Annotated in this window: 20 protein-coding genes; 9 read left to right on the top strand and 11 right to left on the bottom strand. The window is 70.1% G+C overall.

Annotated features, from left to right (window positions below):
- Nucleotides 1–52 precede the first annotated feature (52 nt).
- The 4 genes from AB0M01_RS08245 to AB0M01_RS08230 form a co-directional block, all read right to left on the bottom strand.
- Complete coding sequence (locus tag AB0M01_RS08245; RefSeq protein WP_363666861.1) at nucleotides 53–697, bottom strand: response regulator transcription factor; 645 nt, start codon at nucleotides 695–697, stop codon at nucleotides 53–55.
- Entirely contained in the window at nucleotides 694–1,869 is a 1,176-nt protein-coding gene (locus AB0M01_RS08240; RefSeq protein WP_363666859.1) for a sensor histidine kinase, read from the bottom strand. Before AB0M01_RS08240 ends, AB0M01_RS08245 begins: the two co-directional genes overlap by 4 nt.
- A gap of 27 nt (nucleotides 1,870–1,896) precedes the next feature.
- A complete protein-coding gene (locus tag AB0M01_RS08235) occupies nucleotides 1,897–3,981 on the bottom strand; it encodes an MMPL family transporter (protein WP_363666857.1) in 2,085 nt (694 codons plus the stop codon).
- Between the two features lie 143 nt (nucleotides 3,982–4,124).
- Nucleotides 4,125–4,631, bottom strand: a complete 507-nt coding sequence (locus tag AB0M01_RS08230) for an Lrp/AsnC family transcriptional regulator (protein WP_363666855.1) — start codon at nucleotides 4,629–4,631, stop codon at nucleotides 4,125–4,127.
- A 61-nt stretch (nucleotides 4,632–4,692) separates the two neighbouring features.
- Here AB0M01_RS08230 and AB0M01_RS08225 point away from each other — a divergent pair, with 61 nt between their 5' ends.
- Both AB0M01_RS08225 and AB0M01_RS08220 read left to right on the top strand, forming a co-directional pair.
- A complete protein-coding gene (locus AB0M01_RS08225) occupies nucleotides 4,693–5,325 on the top strand; it encodes a LysE family translocator (RefSeq protein ID WP_363666853.1) in 633 nt (210 codons plus the stop codon).
- Nucleotides 5,326–5,377: 52 nt separating this feature from the next.
- Nucleotides 5,378–6,022 carry a hypothetical protein gene (locus AB0M01_RS08220; RefSeq protein WP_363666851.1) on the top strand — a complete coding sequence of 215 codons (645 nt, stop codon included), beginning with the start codon at nucleotides 5,378–5,380 and terminating at the stop codon, nucleotides 6,020–6,022.
- Nucleotides 6,023–6,239: 217 nt separating this feature from the next.
- Here AB0M01_RS08220 and AB0M01_RS08215 read toward each other — a convergent pair whose 3' ends face one another.
- Nucleotides 6,240–6,854, bottom strand: coding sequence for a helix-turn-helix domain-containing protein (locus tag AB0M01_RS08215; RefSeq protein ID WP_363666849.1), 615 nt, complete (start codon nucleotides 6,852–6,854; stop codon nucleotides 6,240–6,242).
- A 73-nt stretch (nucleotides 6,855–6,927) separates the two neighbouring features.
- Here AB0M01_RS08215 and AB0M01_RS08210 point away from each other — a divergent pair, with 73 nt between their 5' ends.
- Together AB0M01_RS08210 and AB0M01_RS08205 are read left to right on the top strand one after the other, a co-directional pair.
- Nucleotides 6,928–7,611 carry a GPP34 family phosphoprotein gene (locus tag AB0M01_RS08210; protein ID WP_363666847.1) on the top strand — a complete coding sequence of 228 codons (684 nt, stop codon included), beginning with the start codon at nucleotides 6,928–6,930 and terminating at the stop codon, nucleotides 7,609–7,611.
- A 16-nt stretch (nucleotides 7,612–7,627) separates the two neighbouring features.
- Nucleotides 7,628–9,052, top strand: coding sequence for an alpha/beta hydrolase (locus AB0M01_RS08205; protein ID WP_363666845.1), 1,425 nt, complete (start codon nucleotides 7,628–7,630; stop codon nucleotides 9,050–9,052).
- Nucleotides 9,053–9,074: 22 nt separating this feature from the next.
- Here AB0M01_RS08205 and AB0M01_RS08200 read toward each other — a convergent pair whose 3' ends face one another.
- A complete protein-coding gene (locus tag AB0M01_RS08200) occupies nucleotides 9,075–9,725 on the bottom strand; it encodes a GntR family transcriptional regulator (protein ID WP_363666843.1) in 651 nt (216 codons plus the stop codon).
- A gap of 126 nt (nucleotides 9,726–9,851) precedes the next feature.
- On the opposite strand from AB0M01_RS08200, the gene AB0M01_RS08195 reads away from it, so the two are divergent.
- The 3 genes from AB0M01_RS08195 to AB0M01_RS08185 all read left to right on the top strand — a co-directional run bounded on the left by AB0M01_RS08195 (nucleotide 9,852) and on the right by AB0M01_RS08185 (nucleotide 12,687).
- Nucleotides 9,852–10,559, top strand: coding sequence for an alpha/beta hydrolase (locus tag AB0M01_RS08195; RefSeq protein WP_363666841.1), 708 nt, complete (start codon nucleotides 9,852–9,854; stop codon nucleotides 10,557–10,559).
- Between the two features lie 2 nt (nucleotides 10,560–10,561).
- Entirely contained in the window at nucleotides 10,562–11,221 is a 660-nt protein-coding gene (locus AB0M01_RS08190) for a TRIC cation channel family protein (protein ID WP_363666839.1), read from the top strand.
- Between the two features lie 86 nt (nucleotides 11,222–11,307).
- On the top strand, nucleotides 11,308–12,687 hold the full coding sequence (locus tag AB0M01_RS08185) for an FAD-dependent oxidoreductase (RefSeq protein ID WP_363666837.1): 1,380 nt from the start codon (nucleotides 11,308–11,310) through the stop codon (nucleotides 12,685–12,687).
- Here the strand turns inward: AB0M01_RS08185 and AB0M01_RS08180 are convergent.
- From AB0M01_RS08180 to lexA, 3 genes are all read right to left on the bottom strand, one after another.
- Nucleotides 12,674–13,681, bottom strand: coding sequence for a proline racemase family protein (locus AB0M01_RS08180; protein WP_363666835.1), 1,008 nt, complete (start codon nucleotides 13,679–13,681; stop codon nucleotides 12,674–12,676). The genes AB0M01_RS08185 and AB0M01_RS08180 overlap by 14 nt on opposite strands.
- Complete coding sequence (locus tag AB0M01_RS08175; protein WP_363666833.1) at nucleotides 13,678–14,754, bottom strand: crosslink repair DNA glycosylase YcaQ family protein; 1,077 nt, start codon at nucleotides 14,752–14,754, stop codon at nucleotides 13,678–13,680. The genes AB0M01_RS08180 and AB0M01_RS08175 overlap by 4 nt, the downstream gene beginning before the upstream one ends.
- A gap of 121 nt (nucleotides 14,755–14,875) precedes the next feature.
- On the bottom strand, nucleotides 14,876–15,535 hold the full coding sequence (gene lexA, locus AB0M01_RS08170; RefSeq protein ID WP_363666831.1) for a transcriptional repressor LexA: 660 nt from the start codon (nucleotides 15,533–15,535) through the stop codon (nucleotides 14,876–14,878).
- 75 nt (nucleotides 15,536–15,610) lie between these two features.
- On the opposite strand from lexA, the gene AB0M01_RS08165 reads away from it, so the two are divergent.
- Nucleotides 15,611–16,453, top strand: coding sequence for a phosphotransferase (locus AB0M01_RS08165; protein ID WP_363666829.1), 843 nt, complete (start codon nucleotides 15,611–15,613; stop codon nucleotides 16,451–16,453).
- A 29-nt stretch (nucleotides 16,454–16,482) separates the two neighbouring features.
- On the opposite strand, the gene AB0M01_RS08160 is transcribed toward AB0M01_RS08165, so the two are convergent.
- Both AB0M01_RS08160 and AB0M01_RS08155 read right to left on the bottom strand, forming a co-directional pair.
- On the bottom strand, nucleotides 16,483–17,667 hold the full coding sequence (locus AB0M01_RS08160) for an erythromycin esterase family protein (RefSeq protein ID WP_363666827.1): 1,185 nt from the start codon (nucleotides 17,665–17,667) through the stop codon (nucleotides 16,483–16,485).
- 31 nt (nucleotides 17,668–17,698) lie between these two features.
- Nucleotides 17,699–17,980: a hypothetical protein gene (locus tag AB0M01_RS08155; protein ID WP_363666825.1), complete on the bottom strand. Its 282-nt coding sequence runs from the start codon at nucleotides 17,978–17,980 to the stop codon at nucleotides 17,699–17,701.
- Between the two features lie 112 nt (nucleotides 17,981–18,092).
- On the opposite strand from AB0M01_RS08155, the gene AB0M01_RS08150 reads away from it, so the two are divergent.
- Nucleotides 18,093–18,788, top strand: coding sequence for an alpha/beta hydrolase (locus AB0M01_RS08150; protein WP_363666823.1), 696 nt, complete (start codon nucleotides 18,093–18,095; stop codon nucleotides 18,786–18,788).
- The last annotated feature ends 10 nt before the right edge of the window (nucleotides 18,789–18,798 follow it).

Genomic DNA, 18,798 nt, shown 5'->3' with positions numbered 1-18,798 from the left:
AATGACTCGTGATCGACCGCCGGCTCGAGCTGCAGCAACCTGCCATGGTCAGCTAGGAGAGCCCGGCCTCGTACGCCGCGATCACGAGATGCACCCGATCCCGCGCGCCCAGCTTCGCGAGGATGCGGGCCACGTGGGTCTTGGCGGTCAGTGGGCTGACGACCAGTTCGGCCGCGATCTCCTGGTTGCTTCGGCCCGCGGCGACCAGCCGGAGCACCTCGTGTTCGCGCGCCGTCAGACTCGCCAGTCGCTCGGGCGTAGGGGCGTCCGGGCGGCTCAGCGCACGGGTGATGACCGCCCTGGTTGCGCCGGGCGACAGCAGCGCCTCTCCCGCCGCGACGGTGCGGATGGCGTCCAGCAGCGCGTCCGGACGGGTGTCCTTGGGCAGGAATCCACAGGCCCCCGCGCGCAGGCCGCGCAGTACGTTGGTGTCGGTCTCGAACGTGGTCAGGATCAGCACCTTGCTGCTGCTCGATCGATCGTCGGCGATGATCTGCCGGGTCGCCTCGATGCCGTCGGTGCTCGGCATCCTGATGTCCATCAGGACGACGTCGGGGTGCAGCTCCCGGGTCAGCGTCACCGCCTCGTCGCCGGTGCCGGCCTCTCCGACGACCTCCAGGTCGGCGGCGGAGTTGACCAGCAGCGCGAATGCGCCGCGTACCAGGGTCTGGTCGTCGGCGAGCAGAACCCGGATCACGACGGCACCCGCCAGATCTCCGGCACCGGCAGGCTGGCTCGTACCTCGAACCCTCCGGACTTGCTCGGGCCGGCGGACAGTTCGCCGCCGACGGCCTGTGCTCGCCCGGTCATCCCGGCGATCCCGAAGCCGGCCGGTGTGGCGGTCGAGCTCGTTCGCGCGGGCCCGGGATCGACGACCACGATCCGCAGCCGGTGGCTGTCCTGGTCGAGCCGGACGGTCGCGTGCTTGGCCGTCGAGTGCCGAACGACATTGGTGAGCGACTCCTGGATGATCCGGTAGGCCACGACGGACACCGTCGACGGTAGCTCGTCCGGGAGCCCGTCAGCCTCCACATCGACCCGGACACCAGCCGCCTCGGCCATCTCCACCAGGCGTTGCAGCTCGCCGAGGTGGGGCGCCGGCTCGGTCGGCTCTCCTTCGCCACCGTGCAGTACGTCGAGAACGGCACGCAGCTCGTGGAGCGTGGCCCGGCTCGTGTCCGACAGGTTGTGCAGCGTGCTGGACAGCTCCCGCAGCGACGCATCCCCGCGCTCCGGCAGCTGGTCGATCAGGTGAGCAGCGACGGATGCCTGCACGTTCGCGACCGCGAGGCCGTGCGCCAGTACGTCGTGCAGCTCGGCAGCGATCAGGACCCGCTCCTCGGCGACCCGCCGCTCGATCTCGTCGGCCCGCTCCTGCTCGACCCGCGCGGTGACGGCGGCCTTCCAGTTCTCGTGGAAGCGGACCGCCAGCCCGGCGAAGAAGGCCATGAACAGCCAGCCGACGCCGAGGAGAGCATCGGCAGGTGCTCCCGACGCCTCGTCGGCGAGGACCGGTACCGTCACCGCGGCCACCGCCAGCAGGACGGCGGGGGCCCGCCGCGGCGGGGCGCTGTAGCGCGCCGCCGCGAACGCCGCGACCAATGAGGCCGGCAGCGTAGCCTCGTGGGGATAGTCGAGCACGTGGTACGGCGTCGACACCGCGAGGACCGCGACGACGACGAGGATCGGCCGGTGCCGGCGGGTCAGCAACGGCGCCGACATCGCGCCCAGGAGCGCAATCGCCCACAGGTCCACGCGTCGTTCGCCCTCGAAATCGACCGCCTCGAGCACGACCGCGACGAGGACGCCGAGCACGAACGCCGCCGCCGCCAGCAGCCGATCGGCTACTGACGGACGGAGCGCTGTCATCGTTCCGACAGAGTCATCGACACAGTCCTATCCCATCCGCCGGAGCTTGCTGGGCCACCAGATCCGCGAGCCCAGCGACATCGTCAGTGCGGGAACCACGATGGACCGCACCAGCAAGGTGTCGATGAGCACGCCGACGGCAACCAGTATCCCAATCTCGACGAGCATCACGAGCGGCAGCGAGGCGAGTACAGCGAACGTCGCCGCGAGCACGACCCCGGCCGAGGTGATCACGCCACCGGTCACCGCCAGGCCGCGTTTGGTGCCCTCGACCGTTCCGTACCGGGCGGCTTCCTCCCGGACCCGGGTCATCAGGAAGATGTTGTAGTCGACCCCGAGTGCGACCAGGAACAGGAACCCGATCAGAGGCACCGACGGCTCCAGCCCGGCGAAGCCGAGTACCCGTTCGAACAACAGGTTGCACAGTCCGAGGGCTCCGAAGAACGAGACCACGACAGTGGCGACCAGGACCAGCGGGGCCACGATCGCCCGCAGCAGCAGCCCGAGGATGGTGAGCACCACCAGGAGGATCAGTGGCATCACCAGATTGCGATCGCTCTGGTTGGTCTCGGCCTCGTCAAGCCTTTCGGCACTCGGCCCACCGACCAGTACGGCGTCGCCGGCGATCTCGTGCACACGCTCTCGCAGCCGCTTGATCGTCGCCGTCTCACCCGCGCTGTCCGGCGTGTCGACCGGGATCGCGGAGATCTCCACCCAGTCGTCACTGGTCCGGCCGACCTCGGTTTCGGCAATCCCCGGCGTACTCTCGACGGCGGCCAGGACCTCACGGCTCTGGGCCGGCCGGCTCATCACCGTGAGCGGCTGACCGCTCTGGTCGGGGTACCGTGCCTCGATCAGCTTCGCCCCGGCCACCGACTCCGGTGTCGAACGGGCGAACTGGTCCAGCTGCGGAAGCGAGCCGCTGGCCCCCATCGTGCCCAGCGCAAGACCGCCCAGGATCACCAACGGCACCGCCCAGCTGACGACGCGACGGCGCGAAACCAGCTCACCGAGCCGAGCCCACCGGGAACCAGTCGCGTGCGCCTCGACTCCGACTCGCGGTACGAACGGCCAGAAGATTCGGCGCCCAAGCACCACCAGCAGCGCCGGGAAGAGCGTCGACATGACGAGCAGCGAGGATCCGATGCCTGCGGCACCCACCGGGCCCAGACCGCTGGTGCTGTTGAGATCCGCGGCCAACAGGCACAACAGGCCGGCTGCCACCGTCGCTGCCGAAGCGAGGATCGCCGGGCCGGCCCCACGCAACGCCGCGAGCATCGCGTCGACGGGCCGCTCGTGGTGGTGCAGTTCCTCGCGGTAGCGAGACACGAGCAGCAGGGCGTAGTCGGTGCCCGCGCCGAAGACCAGGACGATCAGCAGCGCCGAGCTCATGCTCGTCACGGTGACGTCGAAGATCTGGGTGAGTGCGTAGACGACACCCATCGACATGACCGCCGCGACCCCGACCGACGCGAGCGGGACCAGCCAGAGCAGCGGACTGCGGTACGTCAGGATCAGCAGGACCGCCACCACGACCGCGGTGGCGAGCATCAACGTGGCGTCGACGGAATCGAACACCTCGTCCATGTCGGCACCCAGCGCGGTCGGACCGGTGATGTAGGCATTCAGACCGTCCGGCCGGTCGGCGAGAAGAGCACGCGCCTCGGCGGTGGCGCGAGCCTCCTCGGCGACCGCCTCCCGGCCGAGCGGCAGCGCGTACATCAAGGCTGTGCCGTCGGCGGAATCGACGATTTCGGCCGGTACGTCGCTGCCGAATTGCTTCGCCAGCTCGGCGTGACCCCGTACGACGGCCTCCCGATCGCCCGGCCGGATGCCGCCGGATCGTTCGTACACGACCACGAGCAGGCCGTTCTCGCCCCCGGGCAACGAGGCCTCAGCCTCGAGCACCTTGGTCGACTGGGCGCTGGCCGGCAGGTAGTCGGCCTGGCCGTCGCGGGTCACCGAGTCGAGCTTCCCGGCAAGCGAGAGGCCACCGACCAGCAGCCCGATCCACACCGCCAGCATGAACCACGGCAGCGCGGTCCTGGTCCGTGATCTCTTCGGTCTGGTCTCGGCGCCGGAGTTGGCAGGCGCCCGTAGGTCAGAAGTCATGCCATCACGCTGTCAAGCCGGCGAGGCCGAAACGTCCGGCCACGGCAGGCACTTCGTCGTACTCCATGCGGAGTACGACGGACGGGATCGAATCGTGGTCGGCACCGGCCCCACGCGTCGTGGAACGAGGCGTTGCAGACCGCCTACCGCGACGCGGTGGGAGTCCGTCGCAGCGGAGCAACCAGGGGTTCTCCGAAGATGAGCTGTGTTCTGCAGTGCGCGACCTGCGGCATCGCGAGCAGGCTGTCGATGATGAAGGACTGCAGCGCCGTGCTGTCCGGTACGGCGACGTGCACCAGGTAGTCCTCGACGCCGCTCACGTTGTACAGGGCCAGCGTCTCCGGCATCTCGAGCACCTTGCGAACGAAATCGTTCGCGGTCTCCCGGGAGTGCGGACGGACCTGGATCGCCAGGAAGGCCTGCTCGCTGCGCCCGACCCGGGCCGGGTCGACGTGGGCCCGGATCGAGGCGATCACCCCGCGCTCCCGCATCCGGCGGACTCGTTCCAGGCAGGTGCTCGGGACCACCCCCACCGCGGCCGCGATGTCCTTGTTCGGGGTCGTCGCGTCGTCCTGCAACACCTTCAGGATCGCCCAGTCGGTCGAATCCAGTTCGGTGTTTCTCAATTTGAGGCTTCTCGATTCGGTCATAGCCTGAGACTACCGAATGCCGGGCTAGCGTGGGTGCTCCCATCCAGCAGGAGGACAACGCATGGCGATCGGCACTTGGCTCACTTTCCTGGCGGCGCTTCTCGTCGCCCTCGCGGTCCCAGGTCCTGATTTCGTGCTCGTCGTGCAGTCGGCCACCGGCGGCATCCAGCGCGGACTGCGAACAGCGGCAGGGATCGTCGCAGGCCTCTGCCTGCATGCCACCCTCGCCATTGCGGGGCTCGCGACCCTGCTGGCGTCGCTTCCCGACGCTTTGATCTGGCTGCGGCTCGCCGGCAGCGGAGTCCTGATCTGGTTCGGCCTGTCCATGCTTCGCGCCTGGCGAACCGCGCAGCATCAGGCGTCCGGCGTACGGGCCGATCCACGTGAGTTTCTGCGCGGTTTCCTGACCAACGCCACCAACCCGAAAGCGCTGCTGTTCTTCGCCGCGATCCTGCCGCAGTTCATCGGCACCGGGCCCGGCAGCGGCATCAGAACCGCTGAGCTCGCCGCGACCGTCGTGATCGGCTCAGCGTTGTGGTGGATCGGCACCGTCGTACTGGTCCAGTTGCTCGGTCTCGGGCGGTCCCCGCGGGCTGATCGCCTGGTGACCTTGATCGGTGGGGTGACACTCGTCGCGATCGCGCTGATCCTTGCGCCGCTGACAGTCCTCGACCCAGGCGGGAGCCTCGCCTGACCGATTCCTGACAGTCGGCACTGCTCACCTGTGGAGAGGTTAGCGTCGGGGCATGACGATCTGGCGGTCGGCCGATGCTTGGCGGCGAGTGGCGCAGAAGCAACTGCGGCGTAGCGAGGCCGCCGTCGCGGCGCGGGACTGGCGGGGCGCGACGGTCGCCAATCAGCGGGCGCAGGTGGCGATCGGGCGTGCTGCTAAGGCGTCGGAGTTGACGGCGAAGGACGAGCAGGTGCTGGCGTCGTTGCACTACGACCTGACCGAGATCCACAGCGTCGGTGGTCATCTGTACGCCGCGGTGGAGCAGGCGGAGAAGGCTTGGGAGTTGTACGACCGGCTCGACCCGACCCGGGGTGATCTTGCGAAGGTGGGCTCCGGTCTTGGGGCCGAAGGCGAGCAGGCCGTTGCTCATGCGGCGGATGCGCTGGTGCGGCTCGCTCGTCTCAGGGCGATGCGGCTCGTGCAGTCGCGGCGGCTGGCCGACGAGTACAGCCAGACCTCCGGTCACTACCAGCCGATCGGTGGTCAGCCGTTGAGTCCGGCCGACGTCCAGGAGTTGGCCTGGGTTCGCAAGCACGCCGAGCTGGCCGTCACCCGCTACGAACGGCTGACGCGGATCAGTGCCCGGTACGGCGAGCCGGACCTCGTGCGGGTCCGCAGCGGGCGCGATCGGGCCCTGGCTGCGTTGGACGAACTCTGAGTACGTACTACACCGACTCCTAAGGGCCAGGCCGACATCAACGGCGCAGGGTCAGCGTTGTCGGCGATGGACGCCTGACACCACGCAGGGGCGGTGATCGGCTGACAGCTGGGTTGCGGAGCGGCTGGGGCGGGGGCTGGTCAACGAGGTGACGAGTCGTCGGAGAACACTCACCGCAGGGAGGTTGCCTGCCGGCGATCACTTCAAACGTGCAACCTCAGGACGTACGGCGGATCGGGTCGCCGATCAGGTTGCTGGTCGCGGTGCGGACGGCGTTGATGATGCGCGCGTTGGAGTCGGCGAGGGGTGATCGCTCGTCGCGGGTGAGGGCGCCGACGATGATCTCCTCGCTGATCACGCGGACGACGGCGTTGATCGCGGCGGTGTGGGCGAGGACGTCGAGGTCGTCGGGGGCACGGCGCAGGCGGCGGGCGACGATCGGGGCGAGCTCGCGTTCGGCCAGGTCGGAGGACATCAGGAACGCGGTGCGGATGGCGGGTTCGGTGCGGCTGAGCACGATCATCTGCGCGGCGGCCCGGTCGTCGGCCTGCTGCTGGGGGCTCAGGTTTCGGCGCTTCTCCTCGGCGGCGACGTGCTCTTCGAGGGAGAGGTCGTCGGGCCAGCTTCGCCAGGTGGCCAGGAACCAGGACCAGCTGTGGGCGACGATCGGCTCGGCGCAGCTCTCCTTGGTACGGAAGTGGCGCCAGACGGTCCGTACGGAGACGCCGGCGGCGGCCGCGATCTGATCGCCGGTCGTGGCGGCCACGCCTTGCTCCCAGAACAGCTGCGTGGCTGCCCGCGAGATCGCCAGGCGGGTCTTGTCCTGCTGCACCTCACGGTCCTCTCTGACACTTGATGCTACGGTGGCACTAAGTGTCATCCTACGCCGAGGACTGGGGAACGACGTGGACACCGAGACGCTGATCGTCGAGGACCTGCTGTTGCTACTGCTCGACGACGAGACCGGTACGCCGGCCGGCGCGGGCACGCTGCACTACACGCTCGGCGGCGCCGTGCTGGTCGAGCTGGCGCTGCGCGGAGCGATCGAGTCCGACGAGAGCCGGGCACTGAACGGCGCCAAGATCACCGCTGTCGAGGGCAAGCCGCAGTCCGATCCGCTGCTGCAGGCGGCGTACGAGAAGATCCTCGCGAAGCCTCGACGCATCCAGCCGTTGCTGCTGGACGTCGGCGCCGGGCTCTGGAAGCCCCTGGTCGAGCGGCTGATCGAGCGCGGGCTGATTCGGCGCGAGCGCAAGAAGGTGCTCGGCCTGTTCCGAATGACGCAACTTCCCGCCACGTCCGCCGAGCACGAGGGCGTCCTCCGGCAGCAGCTCCGCGCGGTGCTGGAAGACAACGCGACCCCGGACGCCCGGATCGCGGCGCTGATCGCGTTGCTCTCCGCGAGCGGTGCGCTGCCGGTACTCCGCCCGCCGCTGGCCTGGTCGGGCGAGGTGGCCAAGCGCGCGCAGCAGATCCAGCAAGGCGACTGGGCCGCGTCAGCGGTCAGTACGGCGGTCACCCGGACGGCGGCCGCGATCGCCGCGTCCAGCGCCGCGGTGGCGATCTCGGTCGTCACGACCAACACCTGATCCGAGGAAGGTTTCGATGCGCAAAACATTGCCTATAGCAACCATCGCGCTGGCGCTGGTCGCCACGACCGGTGTCTCGTACGCCGGCGCGCCGAAGTCGTCGCTGCAGTGGGCGCCGTGCCCAGGCGCAGCCGCTCTCCAGTGCTCGACGCTCGAGGTGCCGCTCGACTACCGGCGTCCGGACGGTCAGCAGATCGACATCGCGGTGTCGCGGTTGTCGAGCGCCAAGCCGGAGAAGCGTCGCGGCGTCCTGCTGCTCAACCAAGGCGGTCCCGGCCTCGGTGGGCTGACGTTCGCCGACGCGTTCGTGAAGGCCGGCCTGCCGCAGCAGGTGCGGGACAGCTACGACCTGATCGGCTTCGACCCGCGCGGCGTCGGCGGCAGCACACCCCTGACGTGTGATCTCACGCCGGCCCAGCTGTCGCCGAGCGTGAACCCGCCCAACCCGTCGAAGCTGTCCGACGTACTGGCGGCGGCCAAAACCGCGCGCACCGTCGCCCAGCAGTGCGCCGACTCGAAGACCGGTTCGCTGCTCCCGTACATCACCACGGCGAACACCGCCCGCGACATGGACCGCATCCGCACCGCCCTCGGCGCTCCGAAGATCTCGTACTACGGCGTTTCGTACGGCACCTACCTTGGCGCGGTCTACGCGACGCTCTTCCCCGAGCGCAGCGACCGCATCGTCCTGGACAGCAATCTCGGGCCCGAGGGGTACGACGTCAACGCCCTGCGCAGCCAGGCTCAGGGCTTCCAGCTCCGGTTCCCCGACTTCGCGAAGGTCGCCGCGGCCGACCCGGCGAAGTACGGGCTCGGAGCGACGCCCGCGGCGGTGACCGCCAAGTACTTCCAGCTCGCCGAGCGCCTCGACAAGAAACCAGTCGGCGAGTACGACGGTACGACGTTCCGCGCGATCACGTCGGCGTTCCTGCGCTCGGATCCACTGCTCCCGGAGCTCGCCGCCCTCTGGCACCAGCTCGACACCGGACAAGCACCGGCGCGGACGGCGCAAGCCGCCGCCGACAACTTCCAGGCGAGCTACTACGGCGTGATCTGCGGCGACTCCAGCTGGCCGCGCTCGGTCCGCACGTACCAGCTCAACGTCGCGATCGACCGGATCCGGTACCCGCTGTACGGCGCGTTCGCGGCCAACATCCGCGCCTGCGCATACTGGCCCGCGCCGATCGAGCCGAAGGTCCGGATCACCGATCGCGGACCGTCCAACGTCCTGATGATCCACAACCTCCGCGACCCGGCCACGCCGCTACCGCTCGCCGCACGCCTGCGGGCCGCCTTCGGGCAGCGCGCGCGACTCGTCACCGTCGACCAGGGCGGGCACGGGGCCTACGTCTTCGCGGCGAACAAGTGCGGCAACGCCACGGTCACCGACTTCCTCGTCAACGGGCGCCGCCCGGCGACCGACAAGTTCTGCCCGGCGTAGTTCGTCGCCGGCCGGCGAGCCCCTAGGCGGGCTCGTCGGCCGGGAGGCTGTGCCAGGTGTCGAAGGCCAGGGAGGCGGCGGCGGTGGCGTCGCCGGCTTCGATGAGGTCGATGAGTTGGGTGTGGCGGGTGACGGAGGTGGGGCCGTCGACGCCGAAGCGGAGGCGTTCGGCTCGGCGGATCAGGGGGTCGAAGCGTTCCAGGACTGCTTCGAGGGCCTGGTTGCCGAGGGCGGTGACCGGGACTCGGTGGAGCTCCTCGTCGGCGGTGAGGGCGGCGGTGACGTCGCCCGACGTGACGGCTGCGGCGAAGCGGCGGTTGGCTTCGCGCATCTGCGCCACGTGGTCCTTGGTGAGGCGGCTGGTGACCTGGCGGACCGCCAGTTCGTGCATGGCGGCCACGACGTCCTTCGCGTCGCGGACGACCTGGATGTCGATGGTGCTGACGGTGGTGGACCGGCCGGGGAGGGCGACGACCAGGCCGCTCGCGCCCAGGCGGAGCAGGGCTTCGCGGACCGGCGTACGGCTGACGCCGAGCCACTCGGCCAGGTCTCCGTCGCGGAGTTGCTCGCCGGGGTGGAAGGTGCCGTCGACGATCGCGTCGCGGAGACGCCGGTAGACGTCGTCGCGGAGCAGGATGCGGTCTACGGGAGGGGCGTCCGCGGGGATCGGCATGGCAACATACTGCACCCAAAATCCGGTCCGACCGCATTTGAGCGTGCTCCCGGAGGGTCTTGTGCGGCTCCGAGCGCTGCAATATATTGCATATCAGCTCAGTCTCACCGAGGAGAGGACCGGATCATGGGCATCGATCAGGAGATCAAGAACGTCGTGCTGGTGCACGGCGCGTTCGCGGACGGTTCGGGCTGGCGTGGCGTGTACGACGACCTCACCGCGCGCGGCTACCGGGTGACGATCGTGCAGAACCCGCTCACCTCGCTGGAGGACGACGTCGCGGCGACCACTCGGGTGCTCGACCGGCAGGACGGCCCGGCGGTCCTGGTCGGGCACTCCTGGGGTGGCACCGTGATCACCGAGGCCGGCGTGCACCCGAACGTCGCCGGGCTGGTCTACGTCTCCGCGCTCGCACCCGACGCCGGGCAGACGACGGCGCAGCAGTACGAGGGCTTCGCGGCGACACCGGAGTTCGTGATCGACGTGGCCGAGGACGGGTTCGGGTTCCTCAATCCCGAGAAGTTCAAGGCCGGCTTCGCCGCCGACGCGAGCGACGCCGACGCGGCCTTCCTGCGCGACACCCAGATCCCGATCAACATGGCGGCCTTCGCCGTACCGGTGAAGAACGCCGCCTGGCGCGACAAGCCGACCTGGGCCGTCATCGCGACCGAGGACAAGTCCTTCGACCAGGCGATGCTGCTGCACATGGCGACCCGGGCCGGCGCGAAGATCACCACCGTCGACGCGAGCCACGCCCTGTTCATCACGCAGGCCGGTGTGGTCGCCGGCGTCATCGACGAGGCCGCGAAGGGCGCCTCGCGCACCGAGCGGTAGGCGTGTCGGTCACGCCGTTCCAGGTCACGCTCTGGATCGAGCTCCTGGCCGCCGGGCTCGGCGGCCTGCAAGGGGCGCTCTTCGCGGCCGGGATCAGGTCTCGCCGGATCGACGTGCTCGGCGTGATGGTGATCGGCCTGGCCGTCTCGCTCGGCGGCAGCCTGCTGCGCGACGTCGTACTCGACCAGCCGCCGGTCGTTGTCTGGAGCAACTGGTACCTGATCGTCGCCGGCGCGTCGGCGGTCGTCGGCATGGTGCTGCAGCACGTGCTGGCGCGCGTCGGCGGGCTGATCACCGTGCTCGACGCCGTGGTGATGGGCCTGTTCGGCGCGATCGGCGCCTCGAAGGCGCTGTCCCTCGGCGTGGGCCCGGCCGGGGCGCTGGTGGTCGGCGTGCTCGCGGCCATCGGCGGCGGCATGCTGCGCGACGTGATGCTGAGCCTGCCGTTCTCCTTCCTGCAGGTCGGGACTCTGTACGCCGTCGCAGCGGGCGCCGGCATCGCCGTCCTGCTCCTCCTCGCTGCGCTCGGCACTCCGATCGCCGTCGCTGGCCTCGTCTGTGTCGCGATCACCACCCTGATCCGCCTGGCCGCTGTCCGCTTCGGCTGGACGTTCCCGGAGCAGTTCGCCGTACTCCGCCCGAAGACCCCGCCTCAGGTCTGATCCGCGGACGAGCGTTGAACCGAACTCGGGGAGAACCGAGCCGGGGAGAGGTGGTCGCGCCGGGCGGAGGGCGGCAAGGTGGTGGGGTGGACAACTCTCATTTCGATCTGCTGGTGGTCGGGTTCGGTAAGGGCGGCAAGACACTCGCCGCGACGTTGGGGCGGTTGGGCCGGCGGGTGGCGATGGTCGAGCAGTCCGCGGAGATGTACGGCGGGACGTGTATCAACATCGGGTGCGTGCCGACCAAGTCGCTGGTGCACCATGCGGAGAACCGGCCGGAGGGGAAGGCAGCCGGGGAGCATCATCGGCAGGCGATCGAGGCGACGCGGGCGCTCACCACGCGGTTGCGGGACGTGAACTTCGCGATGCTGGACACGATCGACACGGTCACCGTGATCACCGGGCGGGCGACGTTCCTCGACCCGAAGACGGTGCGGATCACCGCGGGGGACGACGTGCTGGACGTGTCCGCGGACACGATCGTGATCAACACCGGTGCGCTGCCGGTGATCCCGGACGTGCCGGGGCTCAAGGACAGCGCGCACGTGCTCACCAGCACCGACCTGATCGCGATCGACCACCTGCCGGAGCGGCTGGTGATTCTCGGGGGCGGGTACGTCGGGGCGGAGTTCGCGTCGATGTACGCGCAGTTCGGCAGCGCGGTCACCGTGCTGGACGCGGCGCCGCGGATCGTGGCCCGCGAGGACGCCGACGTCGCCGAGGCGGTCGCCGGGATCCTGGGCGGCGCGGGGGTCGAGTTCGTGCTCGAGAGCAAGGTCGTCCAGGTCCGTGACGTTGCCGGCGGCATCGAGGTCGAGTACGAGCGCGGCGGGGTGACGCAGACCGTTGCTGCCGACAAGATTCTCGTCGCGACCGGGCGCCGGGTGGCGACCGAGGGACTCGGGCTGGAGCAGGCCGGCGTACGGACGACCGCGTCAGGCGCGGTCGAGGTGGACGAGTACCTCCGCAGCAGCCAGCCGCACATCTTCGCGATCGGGGACGTGAACGGCGGGCCGCAGTTCACCTACATCTCGCTCGACGACGGCCGGATCGTCGGCGACCAGCTGATCGGTGACGGCAAGCGGTCGACGGCCGACCGCAGGTTCGTGCCGTACACGGTGTTCGTCAGCCCGGCGCTGTCGCGGGTGGGGATCACCGAGCGGGAGGCCCGGGAGCGCGGGCTCGACATCACCGTGTACCAGAAGGCGGTCGCGAACATCGCCGTCATGCCGCGGCCGAAGATCGTCGGTGAGACGCGCGGGATGATGAAGTTCGTCGTCGACCGTACGACGGACCAGGTGCTCGGCGCGGCCCTGCTGAGCATCGACTCGCAGGAGCTGATCAACACGGTGGCGCTGGCGATGCGGCACCAGGTGACGGCGAGCGAGCTACGGGACGCGATCTACACGCACCCGTCCTCGACCGAGGCGTTCAACGAGGTGCTGCAGGCGGCTAGCGCAAGGTGAAGCCGGTGCCGAGCGGGTCCTGCGGGTCGAGGGTGAAGGTCGACGTACCGGTTTCGTAGGCGGTGCCCTCGACCTCTGTGACGACCGCCGGGTGCCCGTCGGACTCGGCCTCGGCGACGACGCGGGCCTGGAACCTGGTGTCGATGATCGAGTCGTGCCGCAGGACCTGCGAGGAGTTGAGGCGCCCGTCCGCGGCCAGGAGGGCGGCTCGGGCCGACGTGCCCGAGCCGCACGGGGAGCGGTCGGCCTCGCCGTCGGCGAAGATCGTCAGGTTGCGCTGGTGCGGACCCTCGGCGGTCTGGCCGAGGTCGTCGTACAGGATCGTGCCGTAGATGCCGTTCAGGCGCGGTTCGCTGGGGTGGTGCGCCCACTCGCTCTCGTTGAGCAGCCACTTGATCTCGCGGCCGATGGCGAGCAGCGCCGAGTAGTGCGTGGGCGTGACCGCGAGGTCGAGGGACGCCGCGCTGACCGAGGCGTAGAGCGCACCGCTGTAGGTGAGGTCGGCGTGAGTGTCGCCCCGTGAGGTGCGGACCGGGATCTTCCGGGCCAGCACGTACGACGGAACGTTGCGGAAGGCAACGTTCGTGACCTGGCCGGCCACCGTGGTGACACGGGCGGTCACCCGGCCCGACGGGACGTCGATGACGACGTCGGTCTCGCCGTCGGCGGCAGCTTCGACCCGCCCGGTCTGGACCGCCCAGGTCCCGAGCGCGATCGTGCCGTGCCCGCAGGCGGTCGAGTAGCCGTCCTTGTGCCAGAACAGGACTCCGAAGTGCGCGCCGTCGTCGTTCGGCGGGACGAGGAACCCGCCGTACATGTCGGCGTGGCCGCGCGGCTCGTTGACCAGGAACTTGCGCACGGCATCGACCTCGGGGGACTGCTGCGCGAAGGCACGGCGGTCCAGGACGGTGGCGCCGGGAATGTCGGGGACGCCGCTGAGCGCGATCCGGAAGGGTTCCCCGGCGGTGTGGTAGTCGACCGTGCTGATCTTCATGGGTGCTCGATTTCCGGGAGGGCCAGCCAGGCGGCCAGGTCGTGCAGCTCGGCGGTGATCGCCTTCGTGATCGGGCGGGTGAACCGGGTGTCCGGGTGCAGCGCGAGGACCCGGAGTACGCCGGCCTTGTGGTCCGCCTTCAGGTCGGCCTTCCCGACCAGGTCGGCGCCGTGCAGGATCGGGAGCGCGAAGTATCCCCAGCGACGCTGGGCCGCCGGCTTGTACATCTCGAGCGTGTACTCGAAGTCCCACAGCTCGACGGCGCGGGTGCGGTTGTGGATCAGGCGGTCGAACGGCGAGAGCAGCGCGGTCCGGCCTTCGAAGCCGTCCGTCGCCGCGGGGTCGAGCTGCCAGATGCCCGGGGTGTCCTCGATCTCCACCGGCTCGCCGGTCTCGCCGACGGTCGCCGGTTCCACCGGTACCGCGGTGCCCTTGGCGCGGGCGATGCCGAGGGATCGGAGGCGCCGCTCGTCCTTGCGGCGGGTCGCTTCGGCGGGGCTCGGGACGTCGAGGTCGGACGGGTAGACGTTCTCGGCGAGGTCCCAGATGCGTTCGCGCCCGGTGCGGCCGGCGATCGCGACCTGGCCGGTCGCGACCAGCAGCTCGAGCATCCGCGTGGTGTTGCGGTTGTTGGTCCATCCGGTCGACTTCCACGGGACCGGGCAGGTGTCGGGGATCTCGCGGGAGATCACCGGGCCGCGGTCCCGGAGTACCGCGAGAATGTCCTTCTGGAAGGACGCGTTCGCCGTCATCCAGTCCTGCAGCGTCGGGTGCAGGTCGGGGTCGGCCAAGTAGAGCCCGACGTCCGCCATCGGCCGGATCAGTGCGTTGAACTCGAACAGCGTCCGGTCCTGCTCGACCGCCTGCTTCAACTGCTCCGGCCGGTACGACGGCCCGAGGCGGCTCCAGGCGACCAGGTCGGCACTCGGCGCGACCGCGGCGGTCGGGTCGATCTGGAGCAGCGTCAGCTGCTCGACCGTCTGCACCAGGTCGGTGGGGCGCTTCGCGTCGAGGAGTTGCGCCCGCACCGCTATCCGACGGGCCTGCTCGCGAGTCAGCCGACGAAGTCCCATACCCGGCAGGCTAGACCGTACGGGGCTGGGCTGGGTGGTGATGCGGCCGGGGAGGTCGCGGATGGTTGAGGTCGCTGCGGCCGGGAACAGACAGGGAGCGGCGAGGGGAGTCGGTGTCCGCTCACACCGTTCGAAGCACCGACACGACCACTCCGAGGATGGTCGCGTTGTCGCCGTCGATCACCTCGTACGCCGGGTTGCGGGGCTCCAGGTACACATGCCCGTTGCGGCGCCGGTAGACCTTGACCGTCGCCTCCTCGTCGATCATCGCGGCGACGATCTGGCCGGAGTGCGCCTCGGACTGCTGGCGGACGACGACCATGTCGCCGTCGCAGATCGCGGCGTCGACCATCGACTCACCGCGGACCCGCAGGGCGAAGACCGTGCCGCGGCCGGTCAGGTCGCGGGGGAGGCTGAGCTGCTCGTCGACGTGCTCGATCGCGGAGATCGGCGTACCGGCGGCGATGTCGCCGACGACCGGGACCGAGACCGAGTTGTCGGAGGTCGCCGCGGCGCCGTCGCTCTGCAGGAACAGCCGGACGTCGATCGGGCGGGTCACCGAGGCGCCGCGCTGGAGGAAGCCCTTGTCCTCGAGGGCGGCCAGGTGCTTGCCGACCGAGGAGGTCGAGCGCAGGCCGACGGCGTCGCCGATCTGCCGGGTGCTCGGTGAGTAGCCGTGCCGGTTCACCCAGTCCCGGATCACCACGAGGATCTGCTGCTGGCGCTGCGGCAGCAGGTCGGGGGCCAGGTGGTCGAACGGGTCGGCGTCGTATGTACTCACCTGCGCAACCCTAGAGTGCCCCACCCCCAAAACCGGCGAGCGGCTCGACCCGCCTGGGCTCGTAGGGTGCAGTGCATGTTGCCGATGGGGTTGTCGATGTTGTGGGAGCGGGACGAACCGGAGCAGGCGCTGCGTGAGCGGTTCGGGTTCGAGGGGCTCGACGACGCGGCGGCGTGGGTCGCCCGCGTGCTGCGCGAGGTCTGGGGGATCGAGGGCGCGGTGACCAGCCGGCTGGTGATCAGCAGCCACAACGCGATCGTCTGGGTCGAGGGCGACCGAGGGCCGCTGGTGGTGAAGTGGTCGCTGGTCGAGCCCCTGTTCGAGCGGCTGGACGCGACGGCGCGGTTGCTGCGCGTTCTCGACGAGCGCGGGGTTCCGGTGGCGGCGCCGCTCCCGGCGCTGGACGGCCGTGAACGGGTCGCAACGGACGGGCCGGTGCGGAAGCTGTCGGTCGCCGTGCTGCCGGAAGTCGACGGCGACTGGCTCGACGTCGGCGACGAGGACGCCGTACGGGCGTCCGGTGCGGCGCTCGCCCAGCTGCACGTCGCCCTCACCGGGTACGACGACGACCGCCTCCCGACCAGCGACCCCCGCAAGAAGGTCCCGGCTGAGCTGCTCCCGCCCGGTGACGCGAAGCAGCTAGTGCACAACGACTTCCGGGCCGCGAACGTGCTGACCCAGGGCTCGAAGGTCGTCGGCGTGCTCGACTTCGACGAGATGACCTGGGGCCACCGCGTCGAGGACCTGGCGCACGCGTCCGTCTACCTCGCGACCCGGTTCACCAACTGGGGTCCGACGACCGACGCCGTACGCCGAACGCTCCGCGACGGTTACGAGTCGGTCCGCCCGCTGACCCCGGCCGAGGCCGGCGTGTACGACGCGCTCGTCGCCTGGCACGACCGGACCGCGGGCTTCTGAAACACCAGATCAGGTCCTGAAACACCGTTTCACAGCGGATGGATCGGGGTGACCTGCTGGGTGTGGATCAGCACGTCGTGCCACTCGGCGAGCGTGCCGCCGCTCATCTCCGAGGCCGGCCCGACGTGCGGGAAGCCGCGGGTCGTCAGCGGTGCGTGCAGCCAGTCGCGCGCGGCGGCGCTCGTCCGGGCGTGCAGGTCGAGCGTGAAGTGCGCGTGCGGCACCTCGCCGAGCGGATGCTCGAACCAGGTCGCCCGCGCCGGCGGCATCTCGATCGGCCCGTACGCCGTGCCGTGGTCGAACGTGAAGCCGATCGTGCGGTAGCGGTCGCCGTACCAGCGCCGCAGGTGTGAACCCGCGCTGGCGAAGCCGACCGGCGGGTCGGACACCTGCAGGTGAGGAGCGTTCGCCGTGTGCGCCGCAGCCGCCCAGTAGACGACCTTCTCGCCGCTGAACCGGTGCCACCACCGCAGGTTCTCGGCCGCGCGCGCGTCCCGGTACGCGAAGTTGTCCTCGAGGCTGAAGGCCTCGTAGAACGACACGATCTGCCGCGCGTGGTGCAGCACCACGGCGTACGAGCGACCGCTGTGCCGCAGCCCGGTGAGCAGCGCCAGCACAGCGCGAGCGTTGCGGATGTACGGCGCCTTGTCGGCGACGTCCTTCCAGTACCAGTGCACGTAGGCGCCCATGTCCGTCAGGTGCGGCACGATCGGCTTCAGCACCGCACGCAACGCGGCGAGCTGATCAGGTGCGTGCCGAGCGACGTACGCGTCGACGGCGTCGTACGCGAGGTGTCGTGTCGAGAAGTACTCGACGCCGGCGAAGCGGACCTTGTTGCGGTGCGTCGCGTTGTAGCGCCGCAGGTACCGGAACACCTCCTCGACCTCCGAGGAGTGCCAGGCGTCGCTCATCTGCGCGATCAGCGCGCGCAGGTCGCCGCGACCGGTGGTGATGTAGCTGTCGAGCTGGGTGCCGAGCGACCAGTCGTCCTCCCACGCGATCGCGCGGAAGCCCTGCCGCTCGACCAGGTGGCGGAGCGTGCGGTGCTTGAGCCGGGTCAGCTCGGCGGTGTCGTGCGAGGCCTCGCCGAGGGCGACGATCCGGGCTCCGGCCAGCGGCTTGCGCAGGTGGTCCAGGTCGTCGAGCGGTGCGGCCGGGTCGGTGGTGCCGAGCGCGGAGGCCGCCGGGTGGGGGCATCGCCCTGGAGGAGGCACCGGCGGTACGTCGTACGGCGTAGAGCTGGAGTCAGCTGACCTTCTGCCGGGCCGTGCCGGGGGTGAGGGTCAGGTGCCGTGGGGGTGGCATTCGTCGGGTCGGGGTGAGCAGGCCCAGCCGCTCGGCGGCGGCCCCGGCCTGGAAGCGGGTTTCGACTCCCAGGACGGAGTACAGGTCCGAGATGCGGCGGGCGAGAGTTCGCGGACCCAGTGACAGCCGTCGGGCGATCGTGGTGTCCGGGAAGCCTTGGGCCATCAGGCGCAGCAGTTGGCGCTGTTCTTCGCGCAGTTCGTTGTCGTAAGCGGTCTCCACGTTTCCAAGACTCCTGGTCGCGAATAGACAGCCGATAGACGTCTGGTCGTCTATCGGGCGTGTACGCGGCAGGCGCAGGCTGGTGCCCAGATCGAGCGACGGAGTGGAACAGATGACGATGCCCCACGAGCCAGCCGTTCTGCTGGTGCACGGAGCCTGGCACGGTGCCTGGTGCTGGGAAGAGGTACGCCCCGAGCTGCGGATGCTCGGTGTGGACACCATGGTGGTCGCCCTGCCGAGCACAGGCGACGCCGAGCAGGGCCTGTACGCCGACGCCCGCGCGGTGCGGGCCGCTGCCGACGCCGTGGACCGCCCGGTCGTCGTGGTGGCCCACGGGTACGGCGGGCTGCCGGTGACCGAGGGACTGGCCGGTGCGCCGAACGTGGTGCACCTGGTCTACGCGGCGTCGCCGCTGCTTGGCGAGGGCGAGGCCCGCTGCGCCGTACCGCTGGGAGACGGCCGGCTGGTGATGCCGCCGGAGGACGCGGCCCAGGTGATGTACGGGGACCTGGCGCCGGACGAGGTGGTCCGGGCTGTGGCCCGGCTGCGGCCGCACAGCCTGAGGGCGTTCACTGAGCTGCTGACCCGGGCGGCCTGGCGGGACATCCCGTCGACGCTGGTGCTGGGTGACACCGACCGGAGCCTGTCCGAGGACCTGGTCCAGCGGTCGGTGGCCCGGGCTACTGAGGTCCGCAGGGTGCCGGGCGGGGTTTCGCCGTTCTACTCGGCGCCGGCCGAGCTGGCGGCCATAGTGCAAGAGGCGGTGCGCAGGGTCGCGCCGCAGGCTGTGAAGGGGTGTGTCGCCTGAGGAGCGTGAA

This window comes from Kribbella sp. NPDC051770 (genome assembly GCF_040681455.1).
In the GTDB taxonomy this organism is placed as follows: domain Bacteria; phylum Actinomycetota; class Actinomycetes; order Propionibacteriales; family Kribbellaceae; genus Kribbella.
The sequence above is the reverse complement of the archived record's forward strand: the minus strand, read 5'-3'. Positions and strand labels throughout refer to the sequence as shown.

Bases quoted from the DNA above. Each gene is read 5' to 3' on its own strand.
- AB0M01_RS08175 (WP_363666833.1), bottom strand. From the start codon at position 14,754: ATGGGACTTCGTCGGCTGACTCGCGAGCAGGCCCGTCGGATAGCGGTG.
- AB0M01_RS08240 (WP_363666859.1), bottom strand. From the start codon at position 1,869: ATGACAGCGCTCCGTCCGTCAGTAGCCGATCGGCTGCTGGCGGCGGCG.
- AB0M01_RS08220 (WP_363666851.1), top strand. From the start codon at position 5,378: ATGACGATCTGGCGGTCGGCCGATGCTTGGCGGCGAGTGGCGCAGAAG.
- AB0M01_RS08150 (WP_363666823.1), top strand. From the start codon at position 18,093: ATGACGATGCCCCACGAGCCAGCCGTTCTGCTGGTGCACGGAGCCTGG.
- AB0M01_RS08235 (WP_363666857.1), bottom strand. From the start codon at position 3,981: ATGACTTCTGACCTACGGGCGCCTGCCAACTCCGGCGCCGAGACCAGA.
- AB0M01_RS08200 (WP_363666843.1), bottom strand. From the start codon at position 9,725: ATGCCGATCCCCGCGGACGCCCCTCCCGTAGACCGCATCCTGCTCCGC.
- AB0M01_RS08195 (WP_363666841.1), top strand. From the start codon at position 9,852: ATGGGCATCGATCAGGAGATCAAGAACGTCGTGCTGGTGCACGGCGCG.
- AB0M01_RS08230 (WP_363666855.1), bottom strand. From the start codon at position 4,631: ATGACCGAATCGAGAAGCCTCAAATTGAGAAACACCGAACTGGATTCG.
- AB0M01_RS08165 (WP_363666829.1), top strand. From the start codon at position 15,611: ATGTTGCCGATGGGGTTGTCGATGTTGTGGGAGCGGGACGAACCGGAG.
- AB0M01_RS08205 (WP_363666845.1), top strand. From the start codon at position 7,628: ATGCGCAAAACATTGCCTATAGCAACCATCGCGCTGGCGCTGGTCGCC.
- AB0M01_RS08225 (WP_363666853.1), top strand. From the start codon at position 4,693: ATGGCGATCGGCACTTGGCTCACTTTCCTGGCGGCGCTTCTCGTCGCC.
- AB0M01_RS08180 (WP_363666835.1), bottom strand. From the start codon at position 13,681: ATGAAGATCAGCACGGTCGACTACCACACCGCCGGGGAACCCTTCCGG.